A 24,321-nucleotide genomic window follows, 5' to 3' on the forward strand; every position below is an offset into this window, starting at 1 on the left:
GCGCCAGGGGCGCCTCACAAGCTTCGAGCGGCTGCGCCGGCCTCCGACCGGCGGTCGTGGCTCGGGCCGACATCACCCCAACGGGTCCGGCGCCGCAGTCACGCCCAGCTCCGCCAGCTTGGCCTTGCCTCCGTCGGGGGCCGTCAGGACCAAGGGGCCCTCTTCCGTCAGGGCCACGGAGTGCTCCCAATGGGAGGACCAGGTGCCGTCCGTCGTGATGACCGTCCAGTCATCCTGCAGGACCTCGGTCCTCGGGGTGCCGAGGGACACCATCGGCTCGATGGCCAGGCAGAAGCCGGGCACCAGCTTCGGGCCCTTGCCGCGGCGCCGGTCGACGTAGTTCAGCAGGTGCGGGTCCATGTGCATCTCGGTGCCGATGCCGTGGCCGCCGTAGTCCTCGATGATCCCGTACTTGCCCCCGCCCGGCTTGGGCTGGCGGCGGATGTACGTCTCGACGGCCCGCGAGATGTCGACGAGCCGGTTGCCCTGCTTCATCGCCGCGATGCCCGCCCACATCGACTCCTCGGTCACCCGGGAGAGCTCGACCAGCTCCGGGGAGTGGCCGGAGCCGACGAAGGCCGTGTAGGCGGCGTCGCCGTGCCAGCCGTCGATGATCGCGCCACAGTCGATGGAGATGACGTCCCCGTCCTTGAGGACCACGTCGTCGGACGGGATGCCGTGGACGACGACCTCGTTCACGGACGTGCAGATCGTCGCCGGGAACCCGCCGTAGCCGAGGAAGTTCGGCTTGGCGTTGTGCTCGGTGAGCACCTTGCGGGCGACCTGGTCCAAGTCCTTGGTGGTGGCGCCGGGCACGGCGGCCTCCCGCGTGGCCGCGTGGATGGCGGCCACGACCAGCCCCGCCTCACGCATCTTGGCGATCTGCTCGGGGCTCTTGATCTGCACCATGGGGGCTGCGGCCTTTCTGGACCGAGGGAAAACGGACTGACTCAACGATACGGGCCCGCGCGGTCGCGGGCAGTCGTGCCGCCGGGGCGACGGGGGCCCCCCGCTCGGGCGAAGCCGAGAGCGGGGAGGGCGGGCGCGACGGCACCCCGCCGGCGCCGGGCCGCCCGATCCGCCCCCACCCACACCACAGCCGCGGCCCCCGGAGGGAACCGCGGCTGCAGCCACGCGAAGAACTACTTGTCCCGCTTCAGCGCCTCCAGCGCCCGCCCGGTGACCTCGGCCACGGGCCCCATCGCGGAGATGGTGACGACCAGCCCCTGCGACTTGTAGTAGTCGATGATCGGCTCGGTCTGCGTGTGGTAGACCTCGAGCCGCGTGCGGACCGTCTCCTCGGAGTCGTCGTCCCTCTGGTACAGCTCGCCGCCGCAGACGTCGCAGACGCCTTCCTTCTTCGGCGGCGTGTACGTCACGTGGAAGACGTGCGCCGAGTCGTTGCGGCAGACACGCCGGCCGGCGATCCGCTTCACGACCTCGTCCTCGGGGGCCTCGAGGTCCAGCACCGCGTCGAGCTTCATGTTCTCGGTCTCGAGGAGCTCGTCCAGCGCCTCGGCCTGCGAGACGTTGCGCGGGAAACCGTCCAGCAGGAAGCCGCCCTCGGCGTCGGGCTGCTCCATCCGGTCCTTCGCCATGGCGATGGTGACCTCGTCCGGTACGAGGTTGCCGGCGTCCATGTAGGACTTGGCGAGCTTGCCCAGCTCGGTCTGCCGGCTGATGTTCGCGCGGAACAGGTCGCCCGTGGAGATGTGCGGAATGTGCAGCGTCTCGGCAAGGCGGGTGGCCTGCGTTCCCTTTCCGGCACCCGGCGGCCCGACGAGGACGATTCGCATCAGCGGAGGAACCCTTCGTAATTGCGCTGCTGGAGCTGGCTCTCGATCTGCTTCACCGTCTCGAGACCCACACCCACGATGATCAGGATGCTGGTGCCGCCGAAGGGGAAGTTCTGGTTTGCCCCGAAACCAGCCAACGCCATTGTCGGGACGAGAGCGATCAGACCCAGGTACAGCGAACCCGGCCAGGTGATCCGGTTGAGTACGTAGCTCAGATACTCAGCGGTCGGTCGGCCAGCCCGGATGCCCGGGATGAAGCCACCATACTTCTTCATGTTGTCGGCGACTTCCTCGGGGTTGAACGAGATAGCCACGTAGAAGAAGGCGAAGAACACGATCAGGAAGAAGTACAGGATGATGTGCGGCGTGGCCGCCGTGTCCGCGAGGTTCTTCGTGATCCAGGTGGCCCAGCCCGCCTGCGAGTTGGAGAACTGGACGATCAGCGCCGGAATGTAGAGCAGCGACGAGGCGAAGATGACGGGAATCACACCCGCCTGGTTCACCTTGAGCGGGATGTACGTCGACGTGCCGCCGTAGGACCGGCGGCCGATCATGCGCTTCGCGTACTGGACCGGGATACGGCGCTGGGCCTGCTCCACGAAGACCACGAGACCGACCATCACCAGGCCGACCAGGATGACCGTGCCGAACTCGATCCAGCCGCCGGCCAGGTCGCCCTGCTTCTTGATGGCCCACAGGGCGGACGGGAAGGTCGCGGCGATCGAGATGAACATCAGGATCGACATGCCGTTGCCGATGCCGCGGTCGGTGACGAGCTCGCCGAGCCACATGACGACGGCCGTACCGGCGGTCATGCAGATCACCATGACGACGGTGGTGAAGATCGACCGGTCCGGCACGATCTGGCCGGCGACGGTGCAGCCGGAGAACAGGGCGCCGCTGCGGGCGGTGGCCACCAGGCCGGTGCCCTGCAGGATGGCGAGTGCCATGGTCAGGTAGCGGGTGTACTGCGTGATCTTCGCCGTACCCGCCTGGCCCTCCTTCTTCAGGGCCTCCAGGCGCGGGATCACCACGGTCAGCAGCTGCAGAATGATGCTCGCAGTGATGTACGGCATGATGCCGAGCGCGAAGACCGTGATCTGCAGCAGGGCGCCACCGCTGAACATGTTGACCAGACCGAAGAGGCCCTGGTTGCCGGACGCCTGGTCCACACACTCCTGGACGCTCTTGTAGTCGACGCCGGGAATCGGGATGTGGGTACCGACCCGGTACACCACGATGATGCCGAGCGTGAAGAGCAGCTTCTTGCGCAGGTCGGGCGTCTTGAACGCCCGGGCGAACGCGGTGAGCACGGTGCCTCCTGCGACCCCCGCGCTTCTGCGTCAAGGGTGACGGTCTTGAGGTTCGACTGACGACTTAGGGATAACGGTCAACTGCCGCTCAGGGTGCCCCATGTGTGGCACCCGTGAAAGAGGGCAGCGCAGGCCACCTTACCGGCGGGACCACTTCCCTTGGAACGACCAACCGGGGATACCCCTTTTGTGGGGTATCCCCGGTGGGATCGTTCAGGTCATCGAGACGCCTGAATGGCTCAGACGAGCTCGGTGACGGTACCGCCGGCGGCGGTGATCTTCTCCTTGGCGGAGCCGGAGACGGCGTCGACCGTCACCTGCAGCGCCACGGAGATCTCGCCCTGGCCGAGGACCTTGACGAGGCTGTTCTTGCGAACGGCACCCTTGGCCACGAGGCCCTCGACGGTGACCTCGCCACCCTCGGGGTACAGCGCGGCCAGCTTGTCGAGGTTCACGACCTGGAACTCGGTCTTGAACGGGTTCTTGAAGCCCTTCAGCTTCGGGAGACGCATGTGGAGGGGCATCTGGCCACCCTCGAAGCGCTCCGGAACCTGGTAACGGGCCTTCGTACCCTTGGTACCACGACCGGCCGTCTTACCCTTCGACGCCTCACCACGACCGACACGGGTCTTCGCGGTCTTGGCGCCCGGGGCGGGACGGAGGTTGTGGATCTTGAGCGGGTTCTGCTCCGCCATGATCAGTCGACCTCCTCGACCGTCACGAGGTGGCGGACGGTGTGCACCATGCCGCGGAACTCGGGGCGGTCCTCCTTGACGACCTGCGTGTTGATGCCCTTGAGACCAAGGGAGCGCAGGGTGTCACGGTGGTTCTGCTTGCTGCCGATGTAGGACTTGACCTGCGTAATCTTGAGCTGCGCCATGATTACGCACCCGCCCCGGCACGCGCACGGAGAAGAGCCGCGGGGGCGACGTCCTCGAGCGGCAGACCACGGCGGGCCGCGATCTCCTCGGGACGCTGCAGACCCTTCAGGGCCTCCACGGTCGCGTGCACGATGTTGATGGCGTTGTCGGAGCCGAGCGACTTCGACAGCACGTCGTGGATACCGGCGCACTCGAGCACGGCACGCACCGGACCACCGGCGATAACACCGGTACCCGGGGACGCGGGCTTGAGCAGCACGACGCCGGCAGCCTTCTCACCCTGGATGGGGTGCGGGATAGTGCCCTGGATGCGGGGGACCTTGAAGAAGTGCTTCTTGGCCTCCTCAACGCCCTTGGCGATGGCGGCCGGCACCTCCTTGGCCTTGCCGTATCCGACGCCCACGGTGCCGTCACCGTCGCCCACCACGACCAGCGCGGTGAAGCTGAAGCGACGACCACCCTTCACAACCTTGGCGACGCGGTTGATCGCGACGACGCGCTCAACGTAAGCGGTCTTCTCGGCGGCAGCTGCGCCGCCGTCACGGCCCTTCCGGTCCCGCCGCTCGCCGCCACCGGCACCGCTTCCGCGGCGCTGGGGTCCAGCCATTGGAATTACCTCTCTCTTTTTCCGCTAGCTACGGAACCGGCTCAGAACTTCAGACCGGCTTCGCGGGCGGCGTCCGCCAGAGCGGCGATGCGCCCGGCGTACTGGTTGCCACCACGGTCGAACACGACGGCCTCGACACCGGCGGCCTTGGCGCGCTCGGCGACCAGGGCGCCGACCTGCTTGGCCTGAGCCGACTTGTCGGCCTCGCCGCCGCGGATCGAGCTGTCCAGGGTGGACGCCGACGCAAGGGTGTGGCCCTTGAGGTCGTCGATCACCTGGGCCACGATGTGGCGGTTGGAGCGAGTAACGACCAGACGGGGACGCTCCGCCGTACCCGAGAGATTCTTGCGAATCCGGATGTGACGGCGCTTGATCGCGGCGCGCTTGTAGGCGTCGCCCTTGAGGATCTTCTGCCCGTATGCCATGGCTTACTTACCCGCCTTTCCGACCTTGCGGCGGATGACTTCGCCCTCGTACTTGACGCCCTTGGCCTTGTACGGGTCGGGCTTGCGCAGCTTGCGGATGTTGGCCGCAACCTCGCCGACCTTCTGCTTGTCGATGCCCTCGACCGAGAAGCGGGTCGGGGACTCCACCTTGAAGGTGATGCCCTCGGGGGCCTCGACGGTGATCGGGTGGCTGTAGCCGAGGGAGAACTCCAGGTTCGAACCCTTGGCGACCACGCGGTAACCGACACCGCTGATCTCGAGCTTCTTCACGTAACCCTGGGTCACGCCGGTGATCATGTTCGCCACCAGCGTGCGGGACAGGCCGTGCAGGGCCTTGCTCTGACGCTCGTCGTTGGGGCGGGTGACGTTCAGAACGCCGTCCTCACCCTTGGCGATGTCGATCGGCGCGACGACGGTGTGGGTCAGCGTGCCCTTGGGGCCCTTGACCGCGACCGTACGGCCGTCGATGGTGACGTCCACGCCGGCGGGAACCGCGATGGGGAGCTTGCCGATGCGCGACATAGCTGTTTCCTCCGTTCCCTTCCGCTACCAGACGTAGGCGAGGACTTCCCCACCCACGCCCTTCTTGCCGGCCTGCTTGTCGGTGAGGAGCCCGTGCGACGTGGAGATGATCGCCACGCCGAGGCCGCCCAGCACCTTGGGCAGGTTGGTGGACTTCGCGTACACCCGGAGACCGGGCTTGGAGATCCGCTTGATGCCCGCGATGGAGCGCTCACGGTTCGGGCCGAACTTCAGCTCGAGGACGAGGTTCTTGCCGACCTCGGCGTCCTCGACCTTCCAGCCCGTGATGAAGCCCTCCTGCTGGAGGATCTCCGCGATGTGAGACTTGATCTTGGACGCCGGCATCGTCACGGAGTCGTGGTACGCCGAGTTCGCGTTCCGCAGACGCGTAAGCATGTCTGCGATCGGATCAGTCATGGTCATGAATTGGCCTTCGGCCTCTCTCGCCGGGGTTTCCTGGTGCGCCATCCCTCTCCCCGATCCGAGACGGGACGGGTGCGGCGCGGTGGACCTACGGCGTAGTAAGTCGTACGGGCGGCAGACGCCCAACCCCACAAGCCTAAGGCATGCGGAGACGGGCCCCTGCCGACCCAGATGCTTACCGAGAGTCTGAATAACCCGGAATTACCGGATTACCAGGAGCTCTTGGTCACGCCCGGCAGCTCGCCACGGTGAGCCATCTCACGGAGGCACACGCGGCACAGGCCGAACTTGCGGTAGACGGAGTGCGGGCGGCCACAGCGCTGGCAGCGGGTGTAGCCACGCACACCGAACTTGGGCTTGCGAGCAGCCTTAGCGATCAGAGCCTTCTTCGCCATCTCGCTCACGCCTCCTTGAAGGGGAAGCCGAGGTGACGAAGGAGCGCGCGGCCCTCAGCGTCGTTGGTCGCCGTGGTGACCACGGTGATGTCCATACCCCGGACACGGTCGATCTTGTCCTGGTCGATCTCGTGGAACATGACCTGCTCCGTGAGACCGAAGGTGTAGTTGCCACGGCCGTCGAACTGCTTGGGGGACAGGCCGCGGAAGTCGCGGATGCGCGGCAGCGCGAGCGACAGGGTGCGGTCCAGGAACTCCCACATGCGGTCGCCACGGAGGGTGACGTGGGCACCGATCGGCTGGCCCTCGCGCAGCTTGAACTGCGCGATGGACTTGCGGGCCTTGGTGACGGCCGGCTTCTGACCGGTGATCGTGGTGAGGTCGCGGATGGCGCCCTCGATCAGCTTGGAGTCGCGGGCGGCGTCGCCCACACCCATGTTGACCACGATCTTGACGAGGCCGGGAACCTGCATGACGTTCTCGTAGGAGAACTCCTCACGCAGCTTGCCCGCGATCTCCTCGCGGTACTTCGTCTTCAGACGCGGAGTGGTGGTGGTCGCCATCAGATGTCCTCACCCGTCCGCTTGGCAACGCGGATCTTGTTGCCCTCGTCGTCGAAGCGGTAACCGACGCGCGTGACGACCTTGTTGCCGTCCTTCTCCACGACCAGCTGGACGTTGGAGACGTGGATCGGAGCCTCGGTGGTCACGATGCCGCCGGCCTGCGAACCGCCAGCGGTCGGCCCGGCCTTGGTGTGCTTCTTGACCCGGTTGACACCCTCGACCAGGACACGGTCCTCGCGGGGGAAGGCCGCGATGACCTTGCCCTGCTTGCCCTTGTCCTTACCGGTGATGACCTGGACCAGGTCGCCCTTCTTGATCTTCATGCTCACAGCACCTCCGGCGCGAGGGAGATGATCTTCATGAACTTCTTCTCGCGCAGCTCACGGCCCACCGGGCCGAAGATACGGGTGCCACGAGGGTCGCCGTCGTTCTTCAGAATGACGGCGGCGTTCTCGTCGAAGCGGATGTACGAGCCGTCCGGACGGCGGCGCTCCTTGACGGTGCGAACGATGACCGCCTTGACGACGTCACCCTTCTTCACGTTGCCACCGGGGATCGCGTCCTTGACGGTGGCGACGATGACGTCACCGATACCCGCGTAGCGGCGGCCGGAGCCACCGAGCACACGGATGGTGAGAATTTCCTTCGCACCCGTGTTGTCGGCGACACGCAGCCGCGACTCCTGCTGGATCACGTCTATCTCCTGTTTGTCTGCCGGTTCCCTCCGGGGGTGAGCCCGGAGAGCCTGGCGGAACTCCCCTGCGGATGGTCCCCGCAGGAATTACGAGGCCGCCCCCCGGCCGGGCGGCGTGAGTGCTCCACGCTGCCCGCCCGGCGTTTCCGGCGGGGGTCCGCAGCTTCACGGACCCCACGCCGGGGCGGCGCATCTGGCCTGCGGGACGAGCCCGCAGGAATTACTTCGCCTTCTCGAGGACCTCGACGACGCGCCAGCGCTTCGTCGCGGACAGCGGCCGGGTCTCCATGAGGAGGACGCGGTCGCCGACACCCGCGGCGTTCTGCTCGTCGTGAGCCTTGAGCTTGTTCGTACGGCGGATGACCTTGCCGTACAGCGCGTGCTTGACGCGGTCCTCGACGGCGACGACGACGGTCTTGTCCATCTTGTCGCTGACGACCAGACCCTCACGGGTCTTGCGGAATCCGCGTGCCTCGGTGTTCTCAGTCACGTTGCTCTCGCTCATCAGGCGCTCTCCACCGTCTCGATGCCCAGCTCGCGCTCACGCATCAGGGTGTAGATCCGCGCGATGTCCTTACGGACGGCCTTGAGCCGACCGTGGTTCTCGAGCTGACCCGTCGCCGCCTGGAAGCGGAGGTTGAACAGCTCTTCCTTGGCTTCGCGGAGCTTGTTCAGCAGCTCCTCGTCACCCAGTTCGCGCAGCTCGGACGCCTTGGTACCGGCCGACATCACGCTTCACCTGCCTCGCGCTTGACGATCCGGCACTTCATCGGCAGCTTGTGGGCCGCACGGGTCAGCGCCTCACGGGCGATCTTCTCGTTGGGGTACGACAGCTCGAACATGACCCGACCCGGGTGCACGTTCGCGATCCACCACTCGGGGGAACCCTTACCGGAACCCATGCGGGTCTCGGCGGGCTTCTTCGTGAGCGGGCGGTCCGGGTAGATGTTGATCCAGACCTTGCCGCCACGCTTGATGTGGCGGGTCATCGCGATACGGGCCGCCTCGATCTGGCGGTTGGTCACGTACGCCGGCGTGAGGGCCTGAATGCCGTACTCGCCGAACGCAACCGTCGTACCGCCCTTGGCCTGACCGCGGCGCTTCGGGTGGTGCTGCTTGCGGTGCTTGACCCTACGGGGGATCAGCATTTCGGTCAGGCCTCCGTTCCGGTGCTCTCAGCCGGAGCGGCAGCGGCGGCGGGAGCGTCGGCCTTGGGGGCCTCGGCGGCCGGAGCCGACTGCTGCTGCGGCTTACGACCGCGACCGCCACGCTCGCCACCGCGGCCACCACGGGCCGGGCGGTCGTTGCCACCACGGGCCGGGCGGTTGCCGGCGCGGGCAGCGGCGTTCTCGGCGCGGACCTCGGCGATGTTCTTGACGTCGCCCTTGTAGATCCAGACCTTCACACCGATGCGGCCGAAGGTCGTCTTGGCCTCGAAGAAGCCGTAGTCCACGTTCGCGCGGAGCGTGTGCAGGGGCACGCGGCCCTCGCGGTAGAACTCCGAGCGGGACATCTCGGCGCCACCGAGGCGGCCACCGCACTGGATCTTGATGCCCTTGGCGCCGGCCTTCATCGCCGACTGCATGCTCTTGCGCATGGCACGGCGGAAGGAGACGCGGGAGGAGAGCTGCTCGGCGACGGCCTGGGCCACGAGCTGAGCGTCCGTCTCGGGGTTCTTGACCTCGAGGATGTTCAGCTGGACCTGCTTGCCCGTCAGCTTCTCGAGGTCGCCGCGGATGCGGTCGGCCTCGGCGCCACGGCGGCCGATGACGATGCCCGGACGAGCGGTGTGGATGTCCACACGCACGCGGTCACGGGTGCGCTCGATCTCGACCTTGGAGATGCCGGCGCGCTCCATGCCGGACGTCATCATCCGACGGATGGCGACGTCTTCCTTGACGTAGTCCTTGTACAGCTTGTCGGCGTACCAACGCGACTTGAAGTCGGTCGTGACACCGAGCCGGAACCCATGCGGGTTAACCTTCTGGCCCATTACCGGGTTCCTTCCTTGCTGCTGACGACCACGGTGATGTGGCTGGTCCGCTTGCGGATCCGGTAGGCGCGGCCCTGGGCGCGCGGACGGAACCGCTTCAGGGTCGGGCCCTCGTCGACGTAGGCCTCGGAGATGTAGAGGCTGTCGGCGTCGGTGTGGTCGTAGTTGTGCGCGGCGTTGGCAATGGCGCTGTCCAGCACCTTGCCGACCGGCACGCTCGCGGCCTGCGGGGCGAAACGCAGGACCGCCTGAGCCTCCGTGGCATCCATGCCACGGATGAGGTCCACCACGCGGCGGGCCTTCATGGGCGTGACGCGGATGTACCGCGCCTGGGCCCTGGCTTCCATGGTTGTCCCTTCAGTGTTTGTCATGGTCTTTCACACCCCGCTGACTAGCGGCGCTTCGACTTCCGGTCGTCCTTGACGTGACCCCGGAAGGTGCGCGTCGGCGAGAACTCGCCGAGCTTGTGGCCGACCATGGACTCGGTGACAAACACCGGGATGTGGGTCTTGCCGTTGTGCACCGCGATCGTGTGGCCGAGCATCGCCGGGACGATCATCGAGCGACGGGACCAGGTCTTGATGACGTTCTTGGTACCGGCTTCGTTCTGGACATCCACCTTCTTGATCAGGTGGTCGTCGACGAAGGGTCCCTTCTTCAAGCTACGAGGCATCTCAACCCGTCCTTAGCGCTTCTTGTTCGTCTTGCGGCGGCGGACGATGTACTTGTTCGACGCCTTCTTGGGCGAACGAGTACGGCCTTCCTTCTTGCCCCACGGGGACACGGGGTGACGACCACCGGAGGTCCGGCCCTCACCACCACCGTGCGGGTGGTCCACCGGGTTCATGACCACACCACGGACGGTCGGGCGAACGCCCAGCCACCGCTTGCGGCCCGCCTTGCCCCAGTTGATGTTGCTCTGCTCGGCGTTGCCGACCTCGCCGACCGTGGCGCGGCAGCGCTGGTCGACCAGGCGGATCTCACCGGAGGGCATGCGGAGGTGGGCCATCGTGCCCTCCTTCGCGAGCAGCTGCACGGAGGCGCCGGCGGAACGGGCGAACTTGGCACCGCCACCGGGACGGAGCTCGATCGCGTGGATCGTGGTACCGACCGGGATGTTGCGGAGGGCCAGGTTGTTGCCCGGCTTGATGTCGGCCCCGGGACCGTTCTCGACGCGGTCACCCTGCTGCAGGTTGCGCGGGGCGAGGATGTAGCGCTTCTCGCCGTCGGCGTAGTGCAGCAGCGCGATGCGCGCGGTGCGGTTGGGGTCGTACTCGATGTGCGCGACCTTCGCCGGCACGCCGTCCTTGTCGTGACGACGGAAGTCGATCACGCGGTAGGCGCGCTTGTGTCCGCCACCCTGGTGGCGAACGGTCACACGACCGGCGTTGTTACGGCCGCCCTTGCTGTGCAGCGGGCGGACCAGCGACTTCTCCGGCGTGGACCGCGTGACCTCGACGAAGTCGGCGACGCTGGAGCCACGACGGCCCGGAGTCGTCGGCTTGTACTTGCGGATACCCATTTCTCAGTCCTCGTCCGATATCGGACGATCCGGACCTCCGTCAGGAGGTCGGACCGCCGAAGATGTCGATACGGTCGCCCTCGGCGAGGGTCACGATCGCGCGCTTGCTGTCGGCACGCTTGCCGAAGCCCGTGCGGGTCCGCTTGCGCTTGCCCTGGCGGTTGATCGTGTTGACCCCGGTGACCTTGACCGAGAAGACCGCCTGGACGGCTTCCTTGATCTGGGTCTTGTTGGAGCCCGGCGCGACGATGAACGTGTACTTGTTCTCGTCGAGCAGCGCGTAGCTCTTCTCGGACACGACCGGCTTCAGCAGCACGTCACGGGGGTCCGTGAACGCCTTGCTGGCCGGGGTGACGACGGTGTTCTTGCCCTCGGCCTCGTGGCGACGCGCCTTGGCGACGCGCGCGGCCTTGGCGGCCTTGGCCGCCTTGGAGGCGATGCTCGGGTGACGCGTAGCCATCAGGCTTCGCTCCCTTCGGTGTCAGCGGCCTTGGGGCCAGACACGAAGGACTCGAAAGCGGCCTGGGTGAAGACCACGTCGTCCGAGACGAGAACGTCGTACGTGTTCAGCTGGCCCGGCTCCAGAATGTGGATCTGGGGCAGGTTGCGGGCGGACAGCCACGCGGCCTCGTCGGAGCGGTCGGCGACCAGGAGCAGGTTCTTGCGCTCCGAGATCTTGCCGAACAGCGTCCGGGCGGCCTTCGTCGACGGGCTGTCGCCCTCGATGACGCCGGAGACGACGTGGATGCGGTTGTGGCGGGCCCGGTCGGTGAGGGCGTGGCGCAGAGCCGCGGCCTTCATCTTCTTCGGGGTCCGCTGCGAGTAGTCACGCGGCTGCGGGCCGTGGACGACGCCACCGCCGGCGAACTGCGGCGCACGGGTCGAACCCTGGCGGGCGCGGCCGGTGCCCTTCTGGCGGTACGGCTTCTTGCCGCCACCACGGACCTCGCCGCGACGCTTGGTCTTGTGCGTGCCCTGGCGGGCAGCGGCGTTCTGCGCGACGACGACCTGGTGGATCAGCGGGATGCTGATCTTCTCCACGCCGAAGATCTCCGCGGGGAGCTCGACGCTTCCGGTCTTCTCGCCGGCAGGCGAAAGGATGTCAACAGTGCTCATCGGTTACCTCAGGCCCCCTTGGCCGCGGTGCGGACCAGGACGAGGCCGCCGTTCGGACCAGGAACCGCACCCTTGATGAGGAGCAGGCCCTTCTCCGCGTCAACGGCGTGAACGGTCAGGTTCTGGGTGGTGACCCGCTCGTTGCCCATGCGACCCGCCATGCGCATGCCCTTGAAGACACGGCCGGGGGTGGCACAGCCACCGATGGATCCGGGCATGCGGTGCACACGGTGGGCACCGTGCGACGCCTTGCCACCCTTGAAGTTGTGGCGCTTCATGACGCCGGCGAAGCCCTTGCCCTTGCTCTTCGCGGTGACGTCGACCTTCACGCCGGACTCGAAGGTCTCAGCGGTGATCTCCTGGCCGAGGGTGTACTCGCTGGCACCAGCGGTACGGATCTCGACGAGGTGACGACGGGGGGTGACGTCGGCCTTGGCGAAGTGGCCCTTGAGGGGCTTGTTCACCTTGCGCGGGTCGATCTCGCCGAAGGCGATCTGGACCGACTCGTAGCCGTCGACGTCGTTCGTGCGAACCTGGGTCACGACGTTGGGGCCGGCCTTGACGACGGTGACCGGAACAACACGGTTGTTCTCGTCCCACACCTGCGTCATGCCGAGCTTTTCGCCCAGGATGCCCTTGATCTGCTTGGTCATCTTCAGATCACCGGCCCTCAGAGCTTGATCTCGATGTCGACACCGGCCGGGAGGTCGAGTCGCATCAGGGAGTCAACGGTCTTGGGCGTCGGGTCGAGGATGTCGATCAGGCGCTTGTGCGTGCGCATCTCGAAGTGCTCGCGCGAGTCCTTGTACTTGTGCGGCGACTTGATGACGCAGTACACGTTCTTCTCAGTGGGCAGCGGCACCGGGCCCGCGACCGACGCACCAGTGCGCGTCACCGTCTCGACGATCTTCTTCGCCGAAGAGTCGATGACCTCGTGGTCGTAGGCCTTGAGCCGGATGCGGATCTTCTGTCCCGCCATGGCTACTCAGCAGTCCTGTCTCTCGAAAACGCTCTGGAACCCGGTGTTCCTCACCCTCACCTCCGACCCACGCGGTCGGGCGTGTCGCGCTCCCGCTGACACGGATGTCCCTTTTCGGGACTTCCCTGCGTGGGGAGTGCGGGCCCTTCCGGAACCGCGGGCGGGGGCGAGAGGCCCACCGGGCGCCTGGTCTGCACCCCGCTGACGCTTCCCGGAAGATTCCCGTACGTCCGCCCCTGATCAGGAGCGACGAGTACTGTGGGACTCGCTTCCGGTCCCCCCGGCGGGAGGCGCGCAGCATCGGCACTCGACCGAGCAACTCGGCTAGTCTGCCATACGGAGCAGGGGCCTGGCCAATCGAAGCGGATGACTGTACCCCACGTCACCGCCGCGCACACACGGCCACCCGGACCACCCCGGGTCACTCACCTACAACGCAGCGTCTTGACGGTGGCGGGGAAGTAGGCGCGCATGAATGCCTCCACTTCCGCAAGATTTTCCTCGTCGAGGATGCTTGCCTGGGGCAGATGTAGTTTGAGCGTGAAATAGCGACCGCGCGCGGTATCGCATGAGGCGCTCACGATCGCGCCGTTCCTGCCCACCACCGCCTCGTCGCCGATGTTCGCTGTGCGCCACTGTGATACGTCTCTGAAGACTGGGTCGAATCGGGATCGGTGAGCAAACCCAGGCGTATCCGATGTCCAGTAGAAATGGAACTCCATCATCCTGTCGTCGCCGGAGAACAGGGTGCACGGGGCGGAGATGAGTTCCGATCGGTCCACTCGACTGTATTCGTGAAGGTCCTCAGTGGACGCGACTAGAGGATCAACGAGCTTCCAGTCGATCGGGGTGCCGCAGATTCTGTGAGGTGGCTCGGCGTTTCGGCCGCTACCGCATGACCCTGTGAGGAAAGCAAAACTCAGAGCGATGACAGCCGTGATCCGTCGCAGCGGGACCCTTCGCATCAGCTCGGGTCCTCTCCGGATACATCTCGGCCCTTCGCACCACCACGGCCGGCTGCCGTATCGATAGCGTTCTGCGCGTCATAGCTGGCGTCGACTTCATCCCCGTGTACCGCTTCCCATGTATCCGCGAGCGCCATGAGCTGTCTGTTCCTCGCTTCCGCGGCCTCGATATTGCCCCTGACTCGCTGATCGTCAAGTCTCTTCTGCTCGTCCTCCAGCCATCTGTCCGTGACGTAATCGACTCCTTGCTGCACCTTGTCACTAGCGACCGGGATGTAGCTGACCGCTTCGTCGACCAGTGGCTTCGCCGCGAATGCCGCGACTTCCGGGTCTCCCTGTGCCTGGAGGCGCGCCTCCTCGAGGAAGCCCACCGTTCGTCCCGCGCGGATCAAAGATTCGGTCGACCCCGACCCACCGTCGTCGTGGATGTCCGCCACCATCGCCTGGTTCAGTCCGCCGTTCAGCGTGCCGTAGGCCGACTGGTCCTTGGAGATCTGCTTGGTCACCTCGAACAGGTCCGTCTGGTTCAGGGGGGAATTGGCGACGTCGATGTTGCTCATCGACTCGTGCACCGTCCCCCCGTGATTGACCAGGACGTTCGCCATCGGCTCCCGCAGGGTCGGGGGGAAGTCGTCGCCCTGTGCCGCCAGGGACGTGAGGGCCGACTGGAAGACCGCGTCGTTCTGCTTCGTGTGTTCGACATACCGCCCGTTCGGGTCCGACGGGTCGATGCCCGTCGCCGCGGCCTGGAGCGCGGCCCCGAAGCCGGCCCTGTTGTCCCCGTCCACGCCCGGCGTGTACGTGCTGACCTTCACCCCGTCCCGCGCATGCAGCGTGACGTCCCAGTCCCGGTCCTTCATGAGGTACTGCATCTTCTCGTCGGAACCGAGATACGCCGCCGCCGCGTCGGGGTCGTGGCTCATGATGCCGAGCATGCCGTCCACCGGGTCGTTGGCGAACCAGCCGCCGTGCGCACCGGCGTACTCCCCCTTCATCCGCCAGATGCCCGGGTCTTTCCTCTCCGCCGCGATCATGTCGTCGGTGAGATCCCCCAGCATCTGCGGCGAGTACCCGTGCCCCCTCTGCATCAGCGTGACCAGCGACTGGTACCCGACGGCCTTGTCCAGGCGGGCGCCCTGCGCATCGGTGCCGTGTCGCTCCACGCCGGCCTCGCGCATGTCCTCGCGCCAGCCCTCGTACCACGACGACGACGTGTCCTTCGTCGCCGAGGCCAGCGCATCAGCGAGACCCGTCTCGATCGCCGCGTAGCGCGCCGCGCGGTCACCTCCCCGCACATGGACGAGGTCGTTCAGCTCGTTCGTCAGCGTGAGCGTGCCCTCGGCGCCCAGGCCGTCCAGGAGGGCCCGCGAGAACGCCGGATCGTCGCTGTTGTCACGGAAGGTGCGCTCCAGCTCCGCGATCTCCTTGTCGGACAGGCGGCCGCCCGCCCGAAGCTTCTCCAGCGCCTTCTCGGCCGCTTCGCCCTCGTACTTCTCGATGTCACCCTTCGCCTCGCCGTTGAAGCCCTTGCCCCCGGCGACGGCGCCGGAGGCGACCACGACGGCCTGAAGGGCGATCCGCACACCGGTGTCCGCGTCCGTGACGTCCCGCACCGCCTTGTCGATGCGGTCCTGCCAGGTCCGGACGGCCTCCTGCCACCCCGGGTCCTGATGGAGCGTCCTGCGCTCGGCGTCCGGCAGCCGCTCGGTGTCCAGGCTCACCAGGCCCCGTTCGGACACCTTCATGCGCGCGTCGACGGCGTCCTGCCTGGCCGACGTCAGACGGCCCCGCAGCTCCACGAACTGCGAGTGCGCGTCTCTCAGCAGCCCGGCCACCGCCCTCGCCTCCGTCTGCGCGGACGCGAACTCCTGGAGCGTGAGGTCGAAACGCCGGTTGGCGGCGTCGGCGCTCAGACCGATCCAGCCGGTGCCCATGGAGATGCCGTGCACATCCCGCCGGTAGGCCTTCTCCTGCTCGGCGAACTCACCCGCCATGCCGTCCCACCGCTCCGCGGCGGTGGTGAGCGCGCCGAGGTCGGCGGTCATGATCTCGTGGTACGTCGGCATGCGTCCGCTTCCCCGCCCCGCGCCCTCAGAACCGGTCCAGCGGCGACGGCTGCCGGATCCTCAGGGCCTGGGCCCCCACGCCGTAGTCCGTGCTCTGGAGGATCGTGCCGGCGCCGCGCAGCGCGCCCTTCTCCGCGTCGAGCCGGTCCATCAGATTCTTCACCTGCCCGCCCCAGGTCTCGTGGGCCTTCTTCAGCGCCCCGGAGGTGACCCACCCGTCCCCGTCCTTGGCGGTGAACGCCTTGACCGCACTCCGCGTGTCCTCGTCGGCCCACGCACCGGCCTTCGCCGTGTCGGGCTGGATGTGCTCCTCGATCGCCTTCACGGCGGCCGCCTTCTCGGCGGGCGAGGAGGCCAGATCCTTGCGTCCACCACCCGCAGCCCCCGGCACGCCGGCACCGCCCACAACGAACCGCCTCCCCCAGCGAGAAGCTCTCTGAGCTTCGTCCATCGCTCACGGTCACGGTACCTCACCGACTACTCCGCGTGACCGTTTCATCACTGGAAGACAGTCGCCGCCGGGGAGCGCACTGCGGACTTGGGGGGCGCGTGGAGTGTTGCAGGATCTGAAGACACCACCCCGTACGCGTTCGTGGTCTCCGTGGACAACCCGGTCCCGGTGACGGACCCACGGCCCGGGCACCTGCCGTCCGACGCCGAGGCGGTCCCGGCGGTCCGGTCGACGACCGCCCGCCGGCCCGAGGACAGCGGCAGGGCGGGCACGTGGTACGCGTGGCCGGTGTACGTGGTGACCGCACCCCTGTGATTCGTCCTCGCGCTCTGCGCGGCCCTGTACTCGTTCTTCGTGGGCGAGGCGGACGACTGCACGTTCGGCAGGCCGGCCCGGACCCGCCGGCGCACGCGCGGTGCCGGCACGGGTGCTGGACTACCGGGGCGTCAACAAGCTTCACCGCCTCGACCCCCACCGGCTGGACCCCCGCGTCGCCTACGCCCTGACGGTCCTGCACACCTGGGAACGCGAACGCCGACGGTCGGGCCCCCGGACGTCCTCGGCGGGGCGTCCGGTGCCGGTCAGTCTCCTCCCGCGTTCCGCAGGCGGGCGAAGGACGTGTCCAGGCCCTTCTTCAGCAGCCGGGACAGGGGGCGTTCCACGCAGCGGTGCACGAGGTAGCTCAGGACCAGGAAGCCGGCGACGACCGCGGCCACGAGGACGCGGGCGTCCATCGTGCCGTGGAGGCGGTTGATGAGCGTGGTGCCGGCCGCGTAGTGGACCAGGTAGAGGGGGTACGTCATGGCGCCCGCCGTGACCAGCCACTTCCAGCGGATCCGGTCCGTGTGGCCGAGCGCCACGGCGACCATGAAGAGCAGGAAGGCGGTGAAGATCAGCACGCTCCCCCGCCAACCCGAGACGTGCTCGATCTCCGCGATGCGGTTGCCGAGCTCCAGCTGCCCCATGAGCCACGCCATGGTGAGGATGCCCCACAGCAGCAGGTCCTGGCCGAAGCGGTGCATGAGGTACAGGGCGAGGCCGGCGATGAAGTACCAGGCCCCGTCCGGATTGGCGATCAGCTCCAGCAGGGGCAGCCGGGCAATGGGCGCGAGCATCGCCGCCGCGCCCCACAGGCAGCAGAACAGGACCACCCTGCGGTACGTCAGGCCCATCGCGACCACGACGAGGAAGAGCAGGTAGAAGCGCAGTTCCGACCAGAGGGTCCAGTAGACGCCGTCGACGTTGGGCACGCCCGAGCCGGACTGGAGCATCGTCAGGTTGAGCAGCACCTCGCGCAGCCGGAGGCGTTCCCACACGCCGGGTACGGCGATCAGGAAGGCCGTGGTGAAGAGGACCGCGAACCAGTACGCCGGGTAGAGCCGGATCACGCGGGAGACGAAGAACTGGCGCGGGGTGCGCCCCCAGCAGGACATGCAGATCACGAAGCCGCTGATCACGAAGAAGATCTCGACGCCGATCCAGCCGTAGGAGGCGAAGCGGAACACGGTCGGCATGATCTCGGAGACCGGCCGGCCCCAGATCGGGTTGCCGGGGCGGTCGGCCCGCCAGGTCCCGGCGTAGTGGTGCGCGGCCACCATCAGCGCGGCGAGCAGCCGGATGCCGTCGATGACGTACAGGCGCCCGCCCTCGCGGCGGCCCGGCACCGGCCGTCCGGTGAGGGCCGCGGGGTCGTTCGGCACGGGCACGGCGAGCGGCGGGAGCGGTTGCCTCGACCGCCCCACGACGCGTCTCGCCGCCCGCTCGACCCTCGGTGTTCCTTTGTCCGCCGCATGCACCATCCGCCCAGACAAGAACAGCCGTTCCGTTGACGGAAGTACTTTCGACGACTCGCCGCCAACGCCCCGTCCGGCGTTGGCGGCGTGTTCACCTCCGCGTCAGATGACGCCCTGGGCGAGCATCGCGTCGGCGACGCGCTCGAAACCGGCGATGTTGGCGCCGGTCACGTAGTCGCCGGGGGCGCCGTAGCGCTCGGCGGTCTCGTGGCAGGTGGTGTGGATGTCGTTCATGATCTGCGTCAGCTCGTCCTCGACGCGCTCCGCCGTCCACGACGTACGGGCGTGGTTCTGGGCCATCTCCAGGGCGCTGACGGCGACGCCGCCCGCGTTGGCCGCCTTGCCGGGGCCGAAGGCGACGCCGGAGCTCTGGAGGAGGTGGACGGCCTCGGGGGTGGTCGGCATGTTGGCGCCCTCGGAGACCGCCTTGACGCCGTTGCGGATCAGCGCGGCGGCGTCGTTCTCGTCCAGTTCGTTCTGCGTGGCCGACGGCAGCGCGATGTCGGCCGGGACCTCCCAGACCCGCCCGCCGGGCACGAAGCGCGCCGAGGCGCCCCGCCGCTCGGCGTACGCGTCGACCCGGCCGCGCTCGACCTCCTTGATCTGCTTGAGCAGCTCGAGGTCGATGCCCTTCTCGTCGACCACGTAGCCGGAGGAGTCCGAGCAGGTGATGGCGTTGGCGCCGAGGGCGGCCAGCTTCTCGATGGTGTAGATCGCCACGTTTCCGGAGCCGGACACGACCGCCGTCTGGCCCTCCAGGTCCTCGCCGCGCTCGCGCAGCATCGCCGCCGCGAAGAGGACGTTGCCGTACCCGGTCGCCTCGGGGCGGATCAGCGAGCCGCCCCAGCCCGCGCCCTTGCCGGTGAGGACGCCGGCCTCCCAGCGGTTGGTGATGCGGCGGTACTGGCCGAACAGGTAGCCGATCTCGCGGCCGCCGACGCCGATGTCACCCGCCGGGACGTCGGTGTGCTCGCCGATGTGCCGGTACAGCTCCGTCATGAACGACTGGCAGAACCGCATGACCTCGGCATCGCTGCGCCCGTGCGGGTCGAAGTCGCTGCCGCCCTTGCCGCCGCCGATGCCGAGGCCGGTCAGGGCGTTCTTGAAGATCTGCTCGAAGCCCAGGAACTTGATGACGCCCAGGTTGACGGAGGGGTGGAAGCGCAGGCCGCCCTTGTACGGGCCGAGCGCGCTGTTGAACTCCACCCGGAACCCGCGGTTGACCTGGACCCGCCCCTGGTCGTCCTGCCACGGCACGCGGAAGATGACCTGCCGCTCCGGCTCGACGAGCCGCTCGATGAGGCCCGGCTCCGCGTACTCGGGCCTGGCCGCGACCACGGGGGCGAGCGTCTCCAGCACCTCGTGGACGGCCTGGTGGAACTCCGGCTGAGCCGGGTTGCGGTGTTCGATCTCGGTGAGCAGGTGGTCGAGCGTGGTCTTCGACTCGGATCGCGTCGTCACAGAAGCCCTTTCTGGCACGGCTGACACCGGGACCGGGAGGAGCGCCGGGAGGGGTGGCCGACGTTACTCCGGTCCGGGCCGGTGAAGGGCGCTCGGCGCCGTTGCCGCGCGCGGGGACACCTAAGTGTTACGCGCATGTAAACACCCTGACCAGGGTCCGGTCTGCGCCCCGACCACTATGTGAGACCGGAGCGCCACATACCGGCCGTCGGCGGGCGCACGGGGCGAAGGCGGCCGGGGCCGCCCGGGTCACCCCTCCCCGTTGAGCATCGCCGCCGTGAGGACGTTCCCCGCGACCCCCCAGCCGCCGTCGGTGACCTCGTCGACGAGGACGACGGTGGTGGCGCGGGCGCGCTCGCCGTAGATCTCCGCGTACAGGTCGGTGGTGCGCTCGACGATCTTCCGCTTGTCCTCGGCGGTGACGGTGCCCGCGGGGACCTTGAAGTGGGCGAAGGGCATGTCAGACCAGCCCTCCGTTGGCGCGCAGGATCTGGCCGTTCACCCAGTGACCGGCGGGGCTGCCCAGGAAGGCGACCACGGCCGCGATGTCCTCCGGAGTGCCCAGCCGTTCCAGCGGCGGCGTCTTGGCGAGCCGGTCGATCTGCTCGGCCGTCTTGCCGTCGAGGAAGAGGTCGGTGGCCGTCGGGCCCGGAGCGACCGTGTTCACGGTGATGTTCCGGCCGCGCAGCTCCCGCGCCAGGATCATCGTCATCGCCTCCACGGCGCCCTTGCTCGCCGCGTAGGCGCCGTACGTGGGGAACTGCGCGCCGACCACGGAGGTCGAGAAGCCGATGAACGCGCCGCCCTCGCGCAGCCGCCGAGCCGCCTGCTGGGCGACGACGAAGGTGCCGCGGATGTTGGTGCGGTGCATGGCGTCGAGCGCCGAAAGGTCCAGGTCCGCGATCGGCGACAGGGTCATCCGCCCGGCCGAGTTCACGACCACGTCGACGCCGCCGAACTCCTCCTCCGCCCGGTCGAACAGTGCGGCGACCTCCTTCTCCTCCGCCACGTCCGCCTGTACGGCGACGGCCCGTCCGCCGGCCCCGGTGATCGCCGCCACCGTCTCGTCGGCGGCGGAGGCGTCGCGGGCGTAGTTCACGACGACGGCCAGGCCGTCCTCGGCGAGCTTCTGCGAGACCGCCCGGCCGATGCCGCGCGATCCGCCGGTGACGATCGCCACGCGGGCGTCCGCCGCTGTGTTCTGGTTCGTGTTCGTGGTCATGCGTCCACGATGCGACCGGTCGGCCGGCGCAGCCAGGGGATGTCACCCCATGGGTCACCGTCCCCGCCGGGCGCAGAATGGACCGCATGAGCGCTGTGAAGTACGCCGAGCTGGGGTCGTTCCTGCGGTCGCGGCGTGAGCGCATCCGCCCCGCCGACGTGGGACTCCCGGCCGGGCCGCGCCGCCGGGTGCCGGGGCTGCGCCGCGAGGAGGTCGCCCAGCTGGCGGGGGCGTCCGTGGACTACTACAACGAGCTGGAGCGCGGTGCCGGGTCCCAGCCGTCCGAGCAGATGATCGCCGCGCTGGCGCGTGCGCTGCGGCTGTCCGGCGACGAGCGGGACTATCTGTACCGGCTCGCCGACCGGCCGGTGCCCGTGCCGGGCGGGCCCGCCTCGCACGTGCACCCCGGCATGCTGGATCTGCTGGGCCGGATGCCCTCGACACCGGCGCAGGTGATCACCGACCTGCACGTCACCCTCGTACAGAATCCGCTGGCCGTGGCGCTGCTCGGGGACCAGTCCGGTTTCCGTGGGCCCCGGGCCAGCCTCGTGCACCGGTGGTTCACCGAGCCGGACGCCCGGCGCCTGTATCCGGAGGCCGACCACGAGGGCAAGTCCCGGTCCTTCGTCGCCGACCTGCGGGCCGCCGCCGCGCGGCGGGACTCGAAGGACGCGGAGGTCGGCTCGATGATCCGTACCCTGCTCGGCGTCTCCCCCGAGTTCGCCGCGCTGTGGGCCGACCACGACGTGGCTTTCCGGCGGCGGGAGGACCGCAAGCGCCTCGTGCATCCGGAGCTGGGCCTGATCGAGGTCAACTGCCTCAACCTCTTCAGCGAGGACGGGCGGCAACGGCTGCTCTGGTTCACCCCGGCCGTCGGGACGGACAGCGCGGGACTGCTGGAGCTGTTGTCGGTCATCGGGACGCAGGAGGTGGTCAGCTCTGCGACGCGTACGGCAGGAAGTCCGCCCAGGCGGCAGGGGTGAGGGTCAGGCGGGGGCCGTCGGTGTGCTTGGAGTCGCGGACGTGGACGGTGCCGGGGGTGACGGCCAGTTCGACGCAGGAGTTGCCGTCGTTCCCACCGCTGTAGCTGCTCTTGAACCACGCCAGCTCGGAGACGTCCCCGGCAGTGGTCTTGCGGATCATGTTTCTCCCAGCAGTTGCTCGACGAGGGCCAGCGATTCCCGAGGCGAGAGCGCCTGAGCCCGGATCGTGCCATACCGCAGCTCGAGAACGCGCAGGTGCCTGGGATCGGGAGTCGGTCGGCCGTTGAAAGCCCCGTCGGACCGGCCCACCGCCGTACCGTCCGGGAACTTCAGCAACTCGATCCGTCCGTCCAGACCGGAGTGGAAGTCGCAGTTCATCGGCATCACCTGGAGCACGACGTTGTGCAACCGCCCTACCTCCGACAGACGTTCGAGTTGCTGACGCCAGACCATTGTGCCGCCGATGGGGCGCCGCAGAACCCCCTCTTCCAGGACGAAGTGCATCGAGGGAGCCGGGTCGCGTTCGAACACCGACTGCCGGGCCAGGCGGGCGGCCACCATCCGTTCGACGTCGTCCGGCGAGTACGGCGGTTGCGCGGCCCCGATCACCGCGCGTGCGTGATCCCGCGTCTGCAGCAGCCCCGGAATGATGTGGCACTCATAGAGGCCGATCTCGACCGCACGCGCCTCCAGCTGTCCCAGCTCCCGAACCCTTTTCGGATACCGGACCTTCTTCACGTCCTCCCAGGTGGCCGCGATGAGACCGCCCGCGCCCAACACCTCGTCGGCCCTGTCCAGATACTCCTGCCGGGGAATCCGCTTGCCGCCCTCGACCTTGTAGACGAGGTCTTCCCCGTACCCGACCGCGACCCCGAAGTCGGCGGCACGCATCCCCACCGCCTCCCGGCGGAGCTTCAACTGCCGTCCCACCGTGGCGATGACCGCGACGCCCCACTCGTCGTCCGGATCCACCTCCCACCCCGGCTCGTCGACCTCGTCCCTGAGCCGGCCCGCTTCCGCCTCGACCGTCATCCCGCGCCCCTTCGTCGTCCTGGCTGTCCGGCTCTCAGCGCCCTACCCGTACGCCCCGCCCCGACAGTGCCGACAGCACCGGACAAGTTCCGGACGGTCACCGTACGCATCCGCTGAGTCACTTCCCACGGTACGCACGCGCCGCCACGCTGAGTGACGTGAATCAGGAAACCGCCGAACCGACGACGTCCGTACGCAACTTCAGCGTGCAGCTCTCCCCCACGCCACGCGGTGCCCGGCTGGCCCGTCTGCTGGCGACCGAGCAACTCCGCTCCTGGGGACTGCCGCTGGACCCGGCACGGCACGTGGTCGCCGAACTGGCCGCGAACGCGGCGGCCCACGGACGCGTCCCCGGCCGTGATTTCCGGCTCACCCTGTACGTCGTCGGCGACACCCTGCGCGTCGAGGTCACGGACACCCGGGGAGAACGGCTCCCCGAGCTGCGCACGCCCGGTCCCGACGCGGAGTCGGGCCGCGGGCTGCTGCTCGTGGAGGCGTTCGCGCACCGCTGGGGAGTGACGGAGGGCCGCTCGCCGAGCAAGACCGTGTGGGCCGAACTACGCCTCACCCCACCGGAACCCGGCCTCTGAGGACCTCCGCTCGGGCCGGACCGGGCCGCTCACGCCACCGTGGACACGCAGAACGGATGTCCCGCCGGGTCCAGCAGCACCCGCCACCGGTCCGGTTCCGGCTGGAAGTCGGGCTTCGTGGCGCCCAGGGCCAGCAGCCGGGCCTCGGCCGCGTCCAGGTCGTCGGCGCCGAGGTCGATGTGGGCCTGCTTCTCCTGCGCGGGGTCCGGCCAGGTGGGCGGGCGGTAGTCGGCCAGGCGGTTGAAGCCGAGGCCGGCCGCACCGTCCTTCTGGCCGAGCAGGACGAAGTCGTCGGTGGAGAAGACGACGGACAGCCCGAGGGCCTCTCCGTAGAAGCGGGCCATCTCCGCCGGGTCGGGGCAGTCGAAGGTGACCGCCGAGTAGCGGAGCACGGGCGTCGCGGTGTTCTCCGAGGTGGTGTTCTCCGAGGTGGTTGTCATGAGGGGAACGGTAGGACGCAACCAGGACAGGTTCGGTCCTGGTCGTGCGGCGGTGTGTGGAAAACTTC

Annotated in this window: 37 protein-coding genes; 3 read left to right on the top strand and 34 right to left on the bottom strand. The window is 68.2% G+C overall.

Annotation, left to right across the window (positions count from 1 at the left end; genetic code table 11):
• Positions 1 to 72 precede the first annotated feature (72 nt).
• The 27 genes from map to ACGF3H_RS22215 all read right to left on the bottom strand — a co-directional run bounded on the left by map (position 73) and on the right by ACGF3H_RS22215 (position 16,672).
• Entirely contained in the window at positions 73 to 909 is an 837-nt protein-coding gene (map, locus tag ACGF3H_RS22085; protein WP_362489432.1) for a type I methionyl aminopeptidase, read from the bottom strand.
• Between the two features lie 233 nt (positions 910 to 1,142).
• Positions 1,143 to 1,796: an adenylate kinase gene (locus ACGF3H_RS22090; RefSeq protein WP_359392846.1), complete on the bottom strand. Its 654-nt coding sequence runs from the start codon at positions 1,794 to 1,796 to the stop codon at positions 1,143 to 1,145.
• Positions 1,796 to 3,109, bottom strand: coding sequence for a preprotein translocase subunit SecY (secY, locus tag ACGF3H_RS22095; protein WP_362489430.1), 1,314 nt, complete (start codon positions 3,107 to 3,109; stop codon positions 1,796 to 1,798). The genes ACGF3H_RS22090 and secY overlap by 1 nt, the downstream gene beginning before the upstream one ends.
• Before the next feature lie 239 nt (positions 3,110 to 3,348).
• On the bottom strand, positions 3,349 to 3,804 hold the full coding sequence (gene rplO / locus ACGF3H_RS22100; RefSeq protein WP_023547373.1) for a 50S ribosomal protein L15: 456 nt from the start codon (positions 3,802 to 3,804) through the stop codon (positions 3,349 to 3,351).
• Positions 3,805 to 3,806: 2 nt separating this feature from the next.
• Positions 3,807 to 3,989 carry a 50S ribosomal protein L30 gene (gene rpmD / locus ACGF3H_RS22105; protein ID WP_003974250.1) on the bottom strand — a complete coding sequence of 61 codons (183 nt, stop codon included), beginning with the start codon at positions 3,987 to 3,989 and terminating at the stop codon, positions 3,807 to 3,809.
• A 2-nt stretch (positions 3,990 to 3,991) separates the two neighbouring features.
• On the bottom strand, positions 3,992 to 4,597 hold the full coding sequence (gene rpsE / locus ACGF3H_RS22110) for a 30S ribosomal protein S5 (RefSeq protein WP_019753099.1): 606 nt from the start codon (positions 4,595 to 4,597) through the stop codon (positions 3,992 to 3,994).
• Positions 4,598 to 4,638: 41 nt separating this feature from the next.
• Positions 4,639 to 5,022: a 50S ribosomal protein L18 gene (rplR, locus tag ACGF3H_RS22115; RefSeq protein WP_043381015.1), complete on the bottom strand. Its 384-nt coding sequence runs from the start codon at positions 5,020 to 5,022 to the stop codon at positions 4,639 to 4,641.
• Between the two features lie 3 nt (positions 5,023 to 5,025).
• Entirely contained in the window at positions 5,026 to 5,565 is a 540-nt protein-coding gene (gene rplF, locus ACGF3H_RS22120) for a 50S ribosomal protein L6 (RefSeq protein ID WP_217143310.1), read from the bottom strand.
• Positions 5,566 to 5,589: 24 nt separating this feature from the next.
• Positions 5,590 to 5,988, bottom strand: coding sequence for a 30S ribosomal protein S8 (gene rpsH, locus ACGF3H_RS22125; RefSeq protein WP_007384075.1), 399 nt, complete (start codon positions 5,986 to 5,988; stop codon positions 5,590 to 5,592).
• Between the two features lie 209 nt (positions 5,989 to 6,197).
• A complete protein-coding gene (locus ACGF3H_RS22130) occupies positions 6,198 to 6,383 on the bottom strand; it encodes a type Z 30S ribosomal protein S14 (protein ID WP_003948630.1) in 186 nt (61 codons plus the stop codon).
• Between the two features lie 5 nt (positions 6,384 to 6,388).
• Positions 6,389 to 6,946 carry a 50S ribosomal protein L5 gene (gene rplE / locus ACGF3H_RS22135; RefSeq protein WP_019329632.1) on the bottom strand — a complete coding sequence of 186 codons (558 nt, stop codon included), beginning with the start codon at positions 6,944 to 6,946 and terminating at the stop codon, positions 6,389 to 6,391.
• Positions 6,946 to 7,269, bottom strand: a complete 324-nt coding sequence (gene rplX, locus ACGF3H_RS22140; protein ID WP_024883202.1) for a 50S ribosomal protein L24 — start codon at positions 7,267 to 7,269, stop codon at positions 6,946 to 6,948. Before rplX ends, rplE begins: the two co-directional genes overlap by 1 nt.
• Positions 7,270 to 7,271: 2 nt before the next feature.
• Positions 7,272 to 7,640, bottom strand: coding sequence for a 50S ribosomal protein L14 (gene rplN, locus ACGF3H_RS22145; RefSeq protein WP_003974257.1), 369 nt, complete (start codon positions 7,638 to 7,640; stop codon positions 7,272 to 7,274).
• Between the two features lie 220 nt (positions 7,641 to 7,860).
• Positions 7,861 to 8,145, bottom strand: coding sequence for a 30S ribosomal protein S17 (gene rpsQ, locus ACGF3H_RS22150; RefSeq protein WP_161163021.1), 285 nt, complete (start codon positions 8,143 to 8,145; stop codon positions 7,861 to 7,863).
• A complete protein-coding gene (gene rpmC, locus ACGF3H_RS22155; RefSeq protein WP_005481220.1) occupies positions 8,145 to 8,369 on the bottom strand; it encodes a 50S ribosomal protein L29 in 225 nt (74 codons plus the stop codon). The genes rpsQ and rpmC overlap by 1 nt, the downstream gene beginning before the upstream one ends.
• A complete protein-coding gene (gene rplP / locus ACGF3H_RS22160) occupies positions 8,369 to 8,788 on the bottom strand; it encodes a 50S ribosomal protein L16 (protein ID WP_004927269.1) in 420 nt (139 codons plus the stop codon). Before rplP ends, rpmC begins: the two co-directional genes overlap by 1 nt.
• Positions 8,789 to 8,793: 5 nt before the next feature.
• Entirely contained in the window at positions 8,794 to 9,633 is an 840-nt protein-coding gene (gene rpsC, locus ACGF3H_RS22165; protein WP_356293063.1) for a 30S ribosomal protein S3, read from the bottom strand.
• Complete coding sequence (rplV, locus tag ACGF3H_RS22170; RefSeq protein ID WP_019329637.1) at positions 9,633 to 9,980, bottom strand: 50S ribosomal protein L22; 348 nt, start codon at positions 9,978 to 9,980, stop codon at positions 9,633 to 9,635. Before rplV ends, rpsC begins: the two co-directional genes overlap by 1 nt.
• Before the next feature lie 44 nt (positions 9,981 to 10,024).
• Entirely contained in the window at positions 10,025 to 10,306 is a 282-nt protein-coding gene (rpsS, locus tag ACGF3H_RS22175) for a 30S ribosomal protein S19 (protein ID WP_003948639.1), read from the bottom strand.
• Positions 10,307 to 10,318: 12 nt separating this feature from the next.
• Positions 10,319 to 11,155 (bottom strand): 50S ribosomal protein L2, encoded by an 837-nt coding sequence (gene rplB, locus ACGF3H_RS22180; RefSeq protein WP_003974264.1) that lies wholly within the window; start codon positions 11,153 to 11,155, stop codon positions 10,319 to 10,321.
• Between the two features lie 40 nt (positions 11,156 to 11,195).
• Positions 11,196 to 11,615: a 50S ribosomal protein L23 gene (gene rplW, locus ACGF3H_RS22185; RefSeq protein ID WP_007443985.1), complete on the bottom strand. Its 420-nt coding sequence runs from the start codon at positions 11,613 to 11,615 to the stop codon at positions 11,196 to 11,198.
• Entirely contained in the window at positions 11,615 to 12,271 is a 657-nt protein-coding gene (gene rplD / locus ACGF3H_RS22190; protein WP_356601748.1) for a 50S ribosomal protein L4, read from the bottom strand. Before rplD ends, rplW begins: the two co-directional genes overlap by 1 nt.
• An 8-nt stretch (positions 12,272 to 12,279) precedes the next feature.
• Positions 12,280 to 12,924: a 50S ribosomal protein L3 gene (gene rplC / locus ACGF3H_RS22195; protein ID WP_053135618.1), complete on the bottom strand. Its 645-nt coding sequence runs from the start codon at positions 12,922 to 12,924 to the stop codon at positions 12,280 to 12,282.
• Between the two features lie 17 nt (positions 12,925 to 12,941).
• Positions 12,942 to 13,250 carry a 30S ribosomal protein S10 gene (gene rpsJ, locus ACGF3H_RS22200; RefSeq protein WP_003948644.1) on the bottom strand — a complete coding sequence of 103 codons (309 nt, stop codon included), beginning with the start codon at positions 13,248 to 13,250 and terminating at the stop codon, positions 12,942 to 12,944.
• A 425-nt stretch (positions 13,251 to 13,675) separates the two neighbouring features.
• Entirely contained in the window at positions 13,676 to 14,032 is a 357-nt protein-coding gene (locus tag ACGF3H_RS22205) for a hypothetical protein (RefSeq protein WP_362489423.1), read from the bottom strand.
• Positions 14,033 to 14,214: 182 nt separating this feature from the next.
• Complete coding sequence (locus ACGF3H_RS22210) at positions 14,215 to 16,281, bottom strand: hypothetical protein (RefSeq protein WP_362489422.1); 2,067 nt, start codon at positions 16,279 to 16,281, stop codon at positions 14,215 to 14,217.
• Positions 16,282 to 16,306: 25 nt separating this feature from the next.
• Entirely contained in the window at positions 16,307 to 16,672 is a 366-nt protein-coding gene (locus ACGF3H_RS22215; protein ID WP_362489420.1) for a hypothetical protein, read from the bottom strand.
• Between the two features lie 210 nt (positions 16,673 to 16,882).
• Here ACGF3H_RS22215 and ACGF3H_RS22220 point away from each other — a divergent pair, with 210 nt between their 5' ends.
• Positions 16,883 to 17,047 (top strand): hypothetical protein, encoded by a 165-nt coding sequence (locus ACGF3H_RS22220; RefSeq protein WP_362489418.1) that lies wholly within the window; start codon positions 16,883 to 16,885, stop codon positions 17,045 to 17,047.
• A 266-nt stretch (positions 17,048 to 17,313) separates the two neighbouring features.
• Here the strand turns inward: ACGF3H_RS22220 and ACGF3H_RS22225 are convergent, their stop codons facing one another.
• The 4 genes from ACGF3H_RS22225 to ACGF3H_RS22240 all read right to left on the bottom strand — a co-directional run bounded on the left by ACGF3H_RS22225 (position 17,314) and on the right by ACGF3H_RS22240 (position 21,208).
• Complete coding sequence (locus tag ACGF3H_RS22225; RefSeq protein WP_393816526.1) at positions 17,314 to 18,432, bottom strand: acyltransferase family protein; 1,119 nt, start codon at positions 18,430 to 18,432, stop codon at positions 17,314 to 17,316.
• A gap of 195 nt (positions 18,433 to 18,627) precedes the next feature.
• Complete coding sequence (gene gdhA, locus ACGF3H_RS22230) at positions 18,628 to 19,986, bottom strand: NADP-specific glutamate dehydrogenase (RefSeq protein ID WP_362489414.1); 1,359 nt, start codon at positions 19,984 to 19,986, stop codon at positions 18,628 to 18,630.
• Positions 19,987 to 20,235: 249 nt separating this feature from the next.
• On the bottom strand, positions 20,236 to 20,445 hold the full coding sequence (locus tag ACGF3H_RS22235; protein WP_362489413.1) for a 4-oxalocrotonate tautomerase family protein: 210 nt from the start codon (positions 20,443 to 20,445) through the stop codon (positions 20,236 to 20,238).
• A gap of 1 nt (position 20,446) precedes the next feature.
• The gene (locus ACGF3H_RS22240) at positions 20,447 to 21,208 is read right to left on the bottom strand and encodes an SDR family oxidoreductase (protein WP_362489411.1); all 762 of its coding nucleotides are present in this window, start codon (positions 21,206 to 21,208) and stop codon (positions 20,447 to 20,449) included.
• A 77-nt stretch (positions 21,209 to 21,285) separates the two neighbouring features.
• Here ACGF3H_RS22240 and ACGF3H_RS22245 point away from each other — a divergent pair, with 77 nt between their 5' ends.
• Positions 21,286 to 22,191, top strand: coding sequence for a helix-turn-helix transcriptional regulator (locus tag ACGF3H_RS22245; RefSeq protein ID WP_362489409.1), 906 nt, complete (start codon positions 21,286 to 21,288; stop codon positions 22,189 to 22,191).
• Here ACGF3H_RS22245 and ACGF3H_RS22250 read toward each other — a convergent pair.
• Together ACGF3H_RS22250 and ACGF3H_RS22255 are read right to left on the bottom strand one after the other, a co-directional pair.
• Entirely contained in the window at positions 22,142 to 22,351 is a 210-nt protein-coding gene (locus ACGF3H_RS22250; protein WP_362489407.1) for a DUF397 domain-containing protein, read from the bottom strand. The two genes, ACGF3H_RS22245 and ACGF3H_RS22250, sit on opposite strands and share 50 nt — an antisense overlap.
• Positions 22,348 to 23,223 carry a helix-turn-helix transcriptional regulator gene (locus ACGF3H_RS22255; RefSeq protein ID WP_362489405.1) on the bottom strand — a complete coding sequence of 292 codons (876 nt, stop codon included), beginning with the start codon at positions 23,221 to 23,223 and terminating at the stop codon, positions 22,348 to 22,350. The genes ACGF3H_RS22250 and ACGF3H_RS22255 overlap by 4 nt, the downstream gene beginning before the upstream one ends.
• 158 nt (positions 23,224 to 23,381) lie before the next feature.
• On the opposite strand from ACGF3H_RS22255, the gene ACGF3H_RS22260 reads away from it, so the two are divergent.
• Positions 23,382 to 23,813: an ATP-binding protein gene (locus ACGF3H_RS22260; protein WP_362489404.1), complete on the top strand. Its 432-nt coding sequence runs from the start codon at positions 23,382 to 23,384 to the stop codon at positions 23,811 to 23,813.
• A gap of 29 nt (positions 23,814 to 23,842) precedes the next feature.
• On the opposite strand, the gene ACGF3H_RS22265 is transcribed toward ACGF3H_RS22260, so the two are convergent.
• The gene (locus ACGF3H_RS22265; protein WP_362489402.1) at positions 23,843 to 24,253 is read right to left on the bottom strand and encodes a VOC family protein; all 411 of its coding nucleotides are present in this window, start codon (positions 24,251 to 24,253) and stop codon (positions 23,843 to 23,845) included.
• Between the last annotated feature and the right edge of the window lie 68 nt (positions 24,254 to 24,321).

The organism is Streptomyces sp. NPDC048185, assembly GCF_043202495.1.
Lineage (GTDB): Bacteria > Actinomycetota > Actinomycetes > Streptomycetales > Streptomycetaceae > Streptomyces.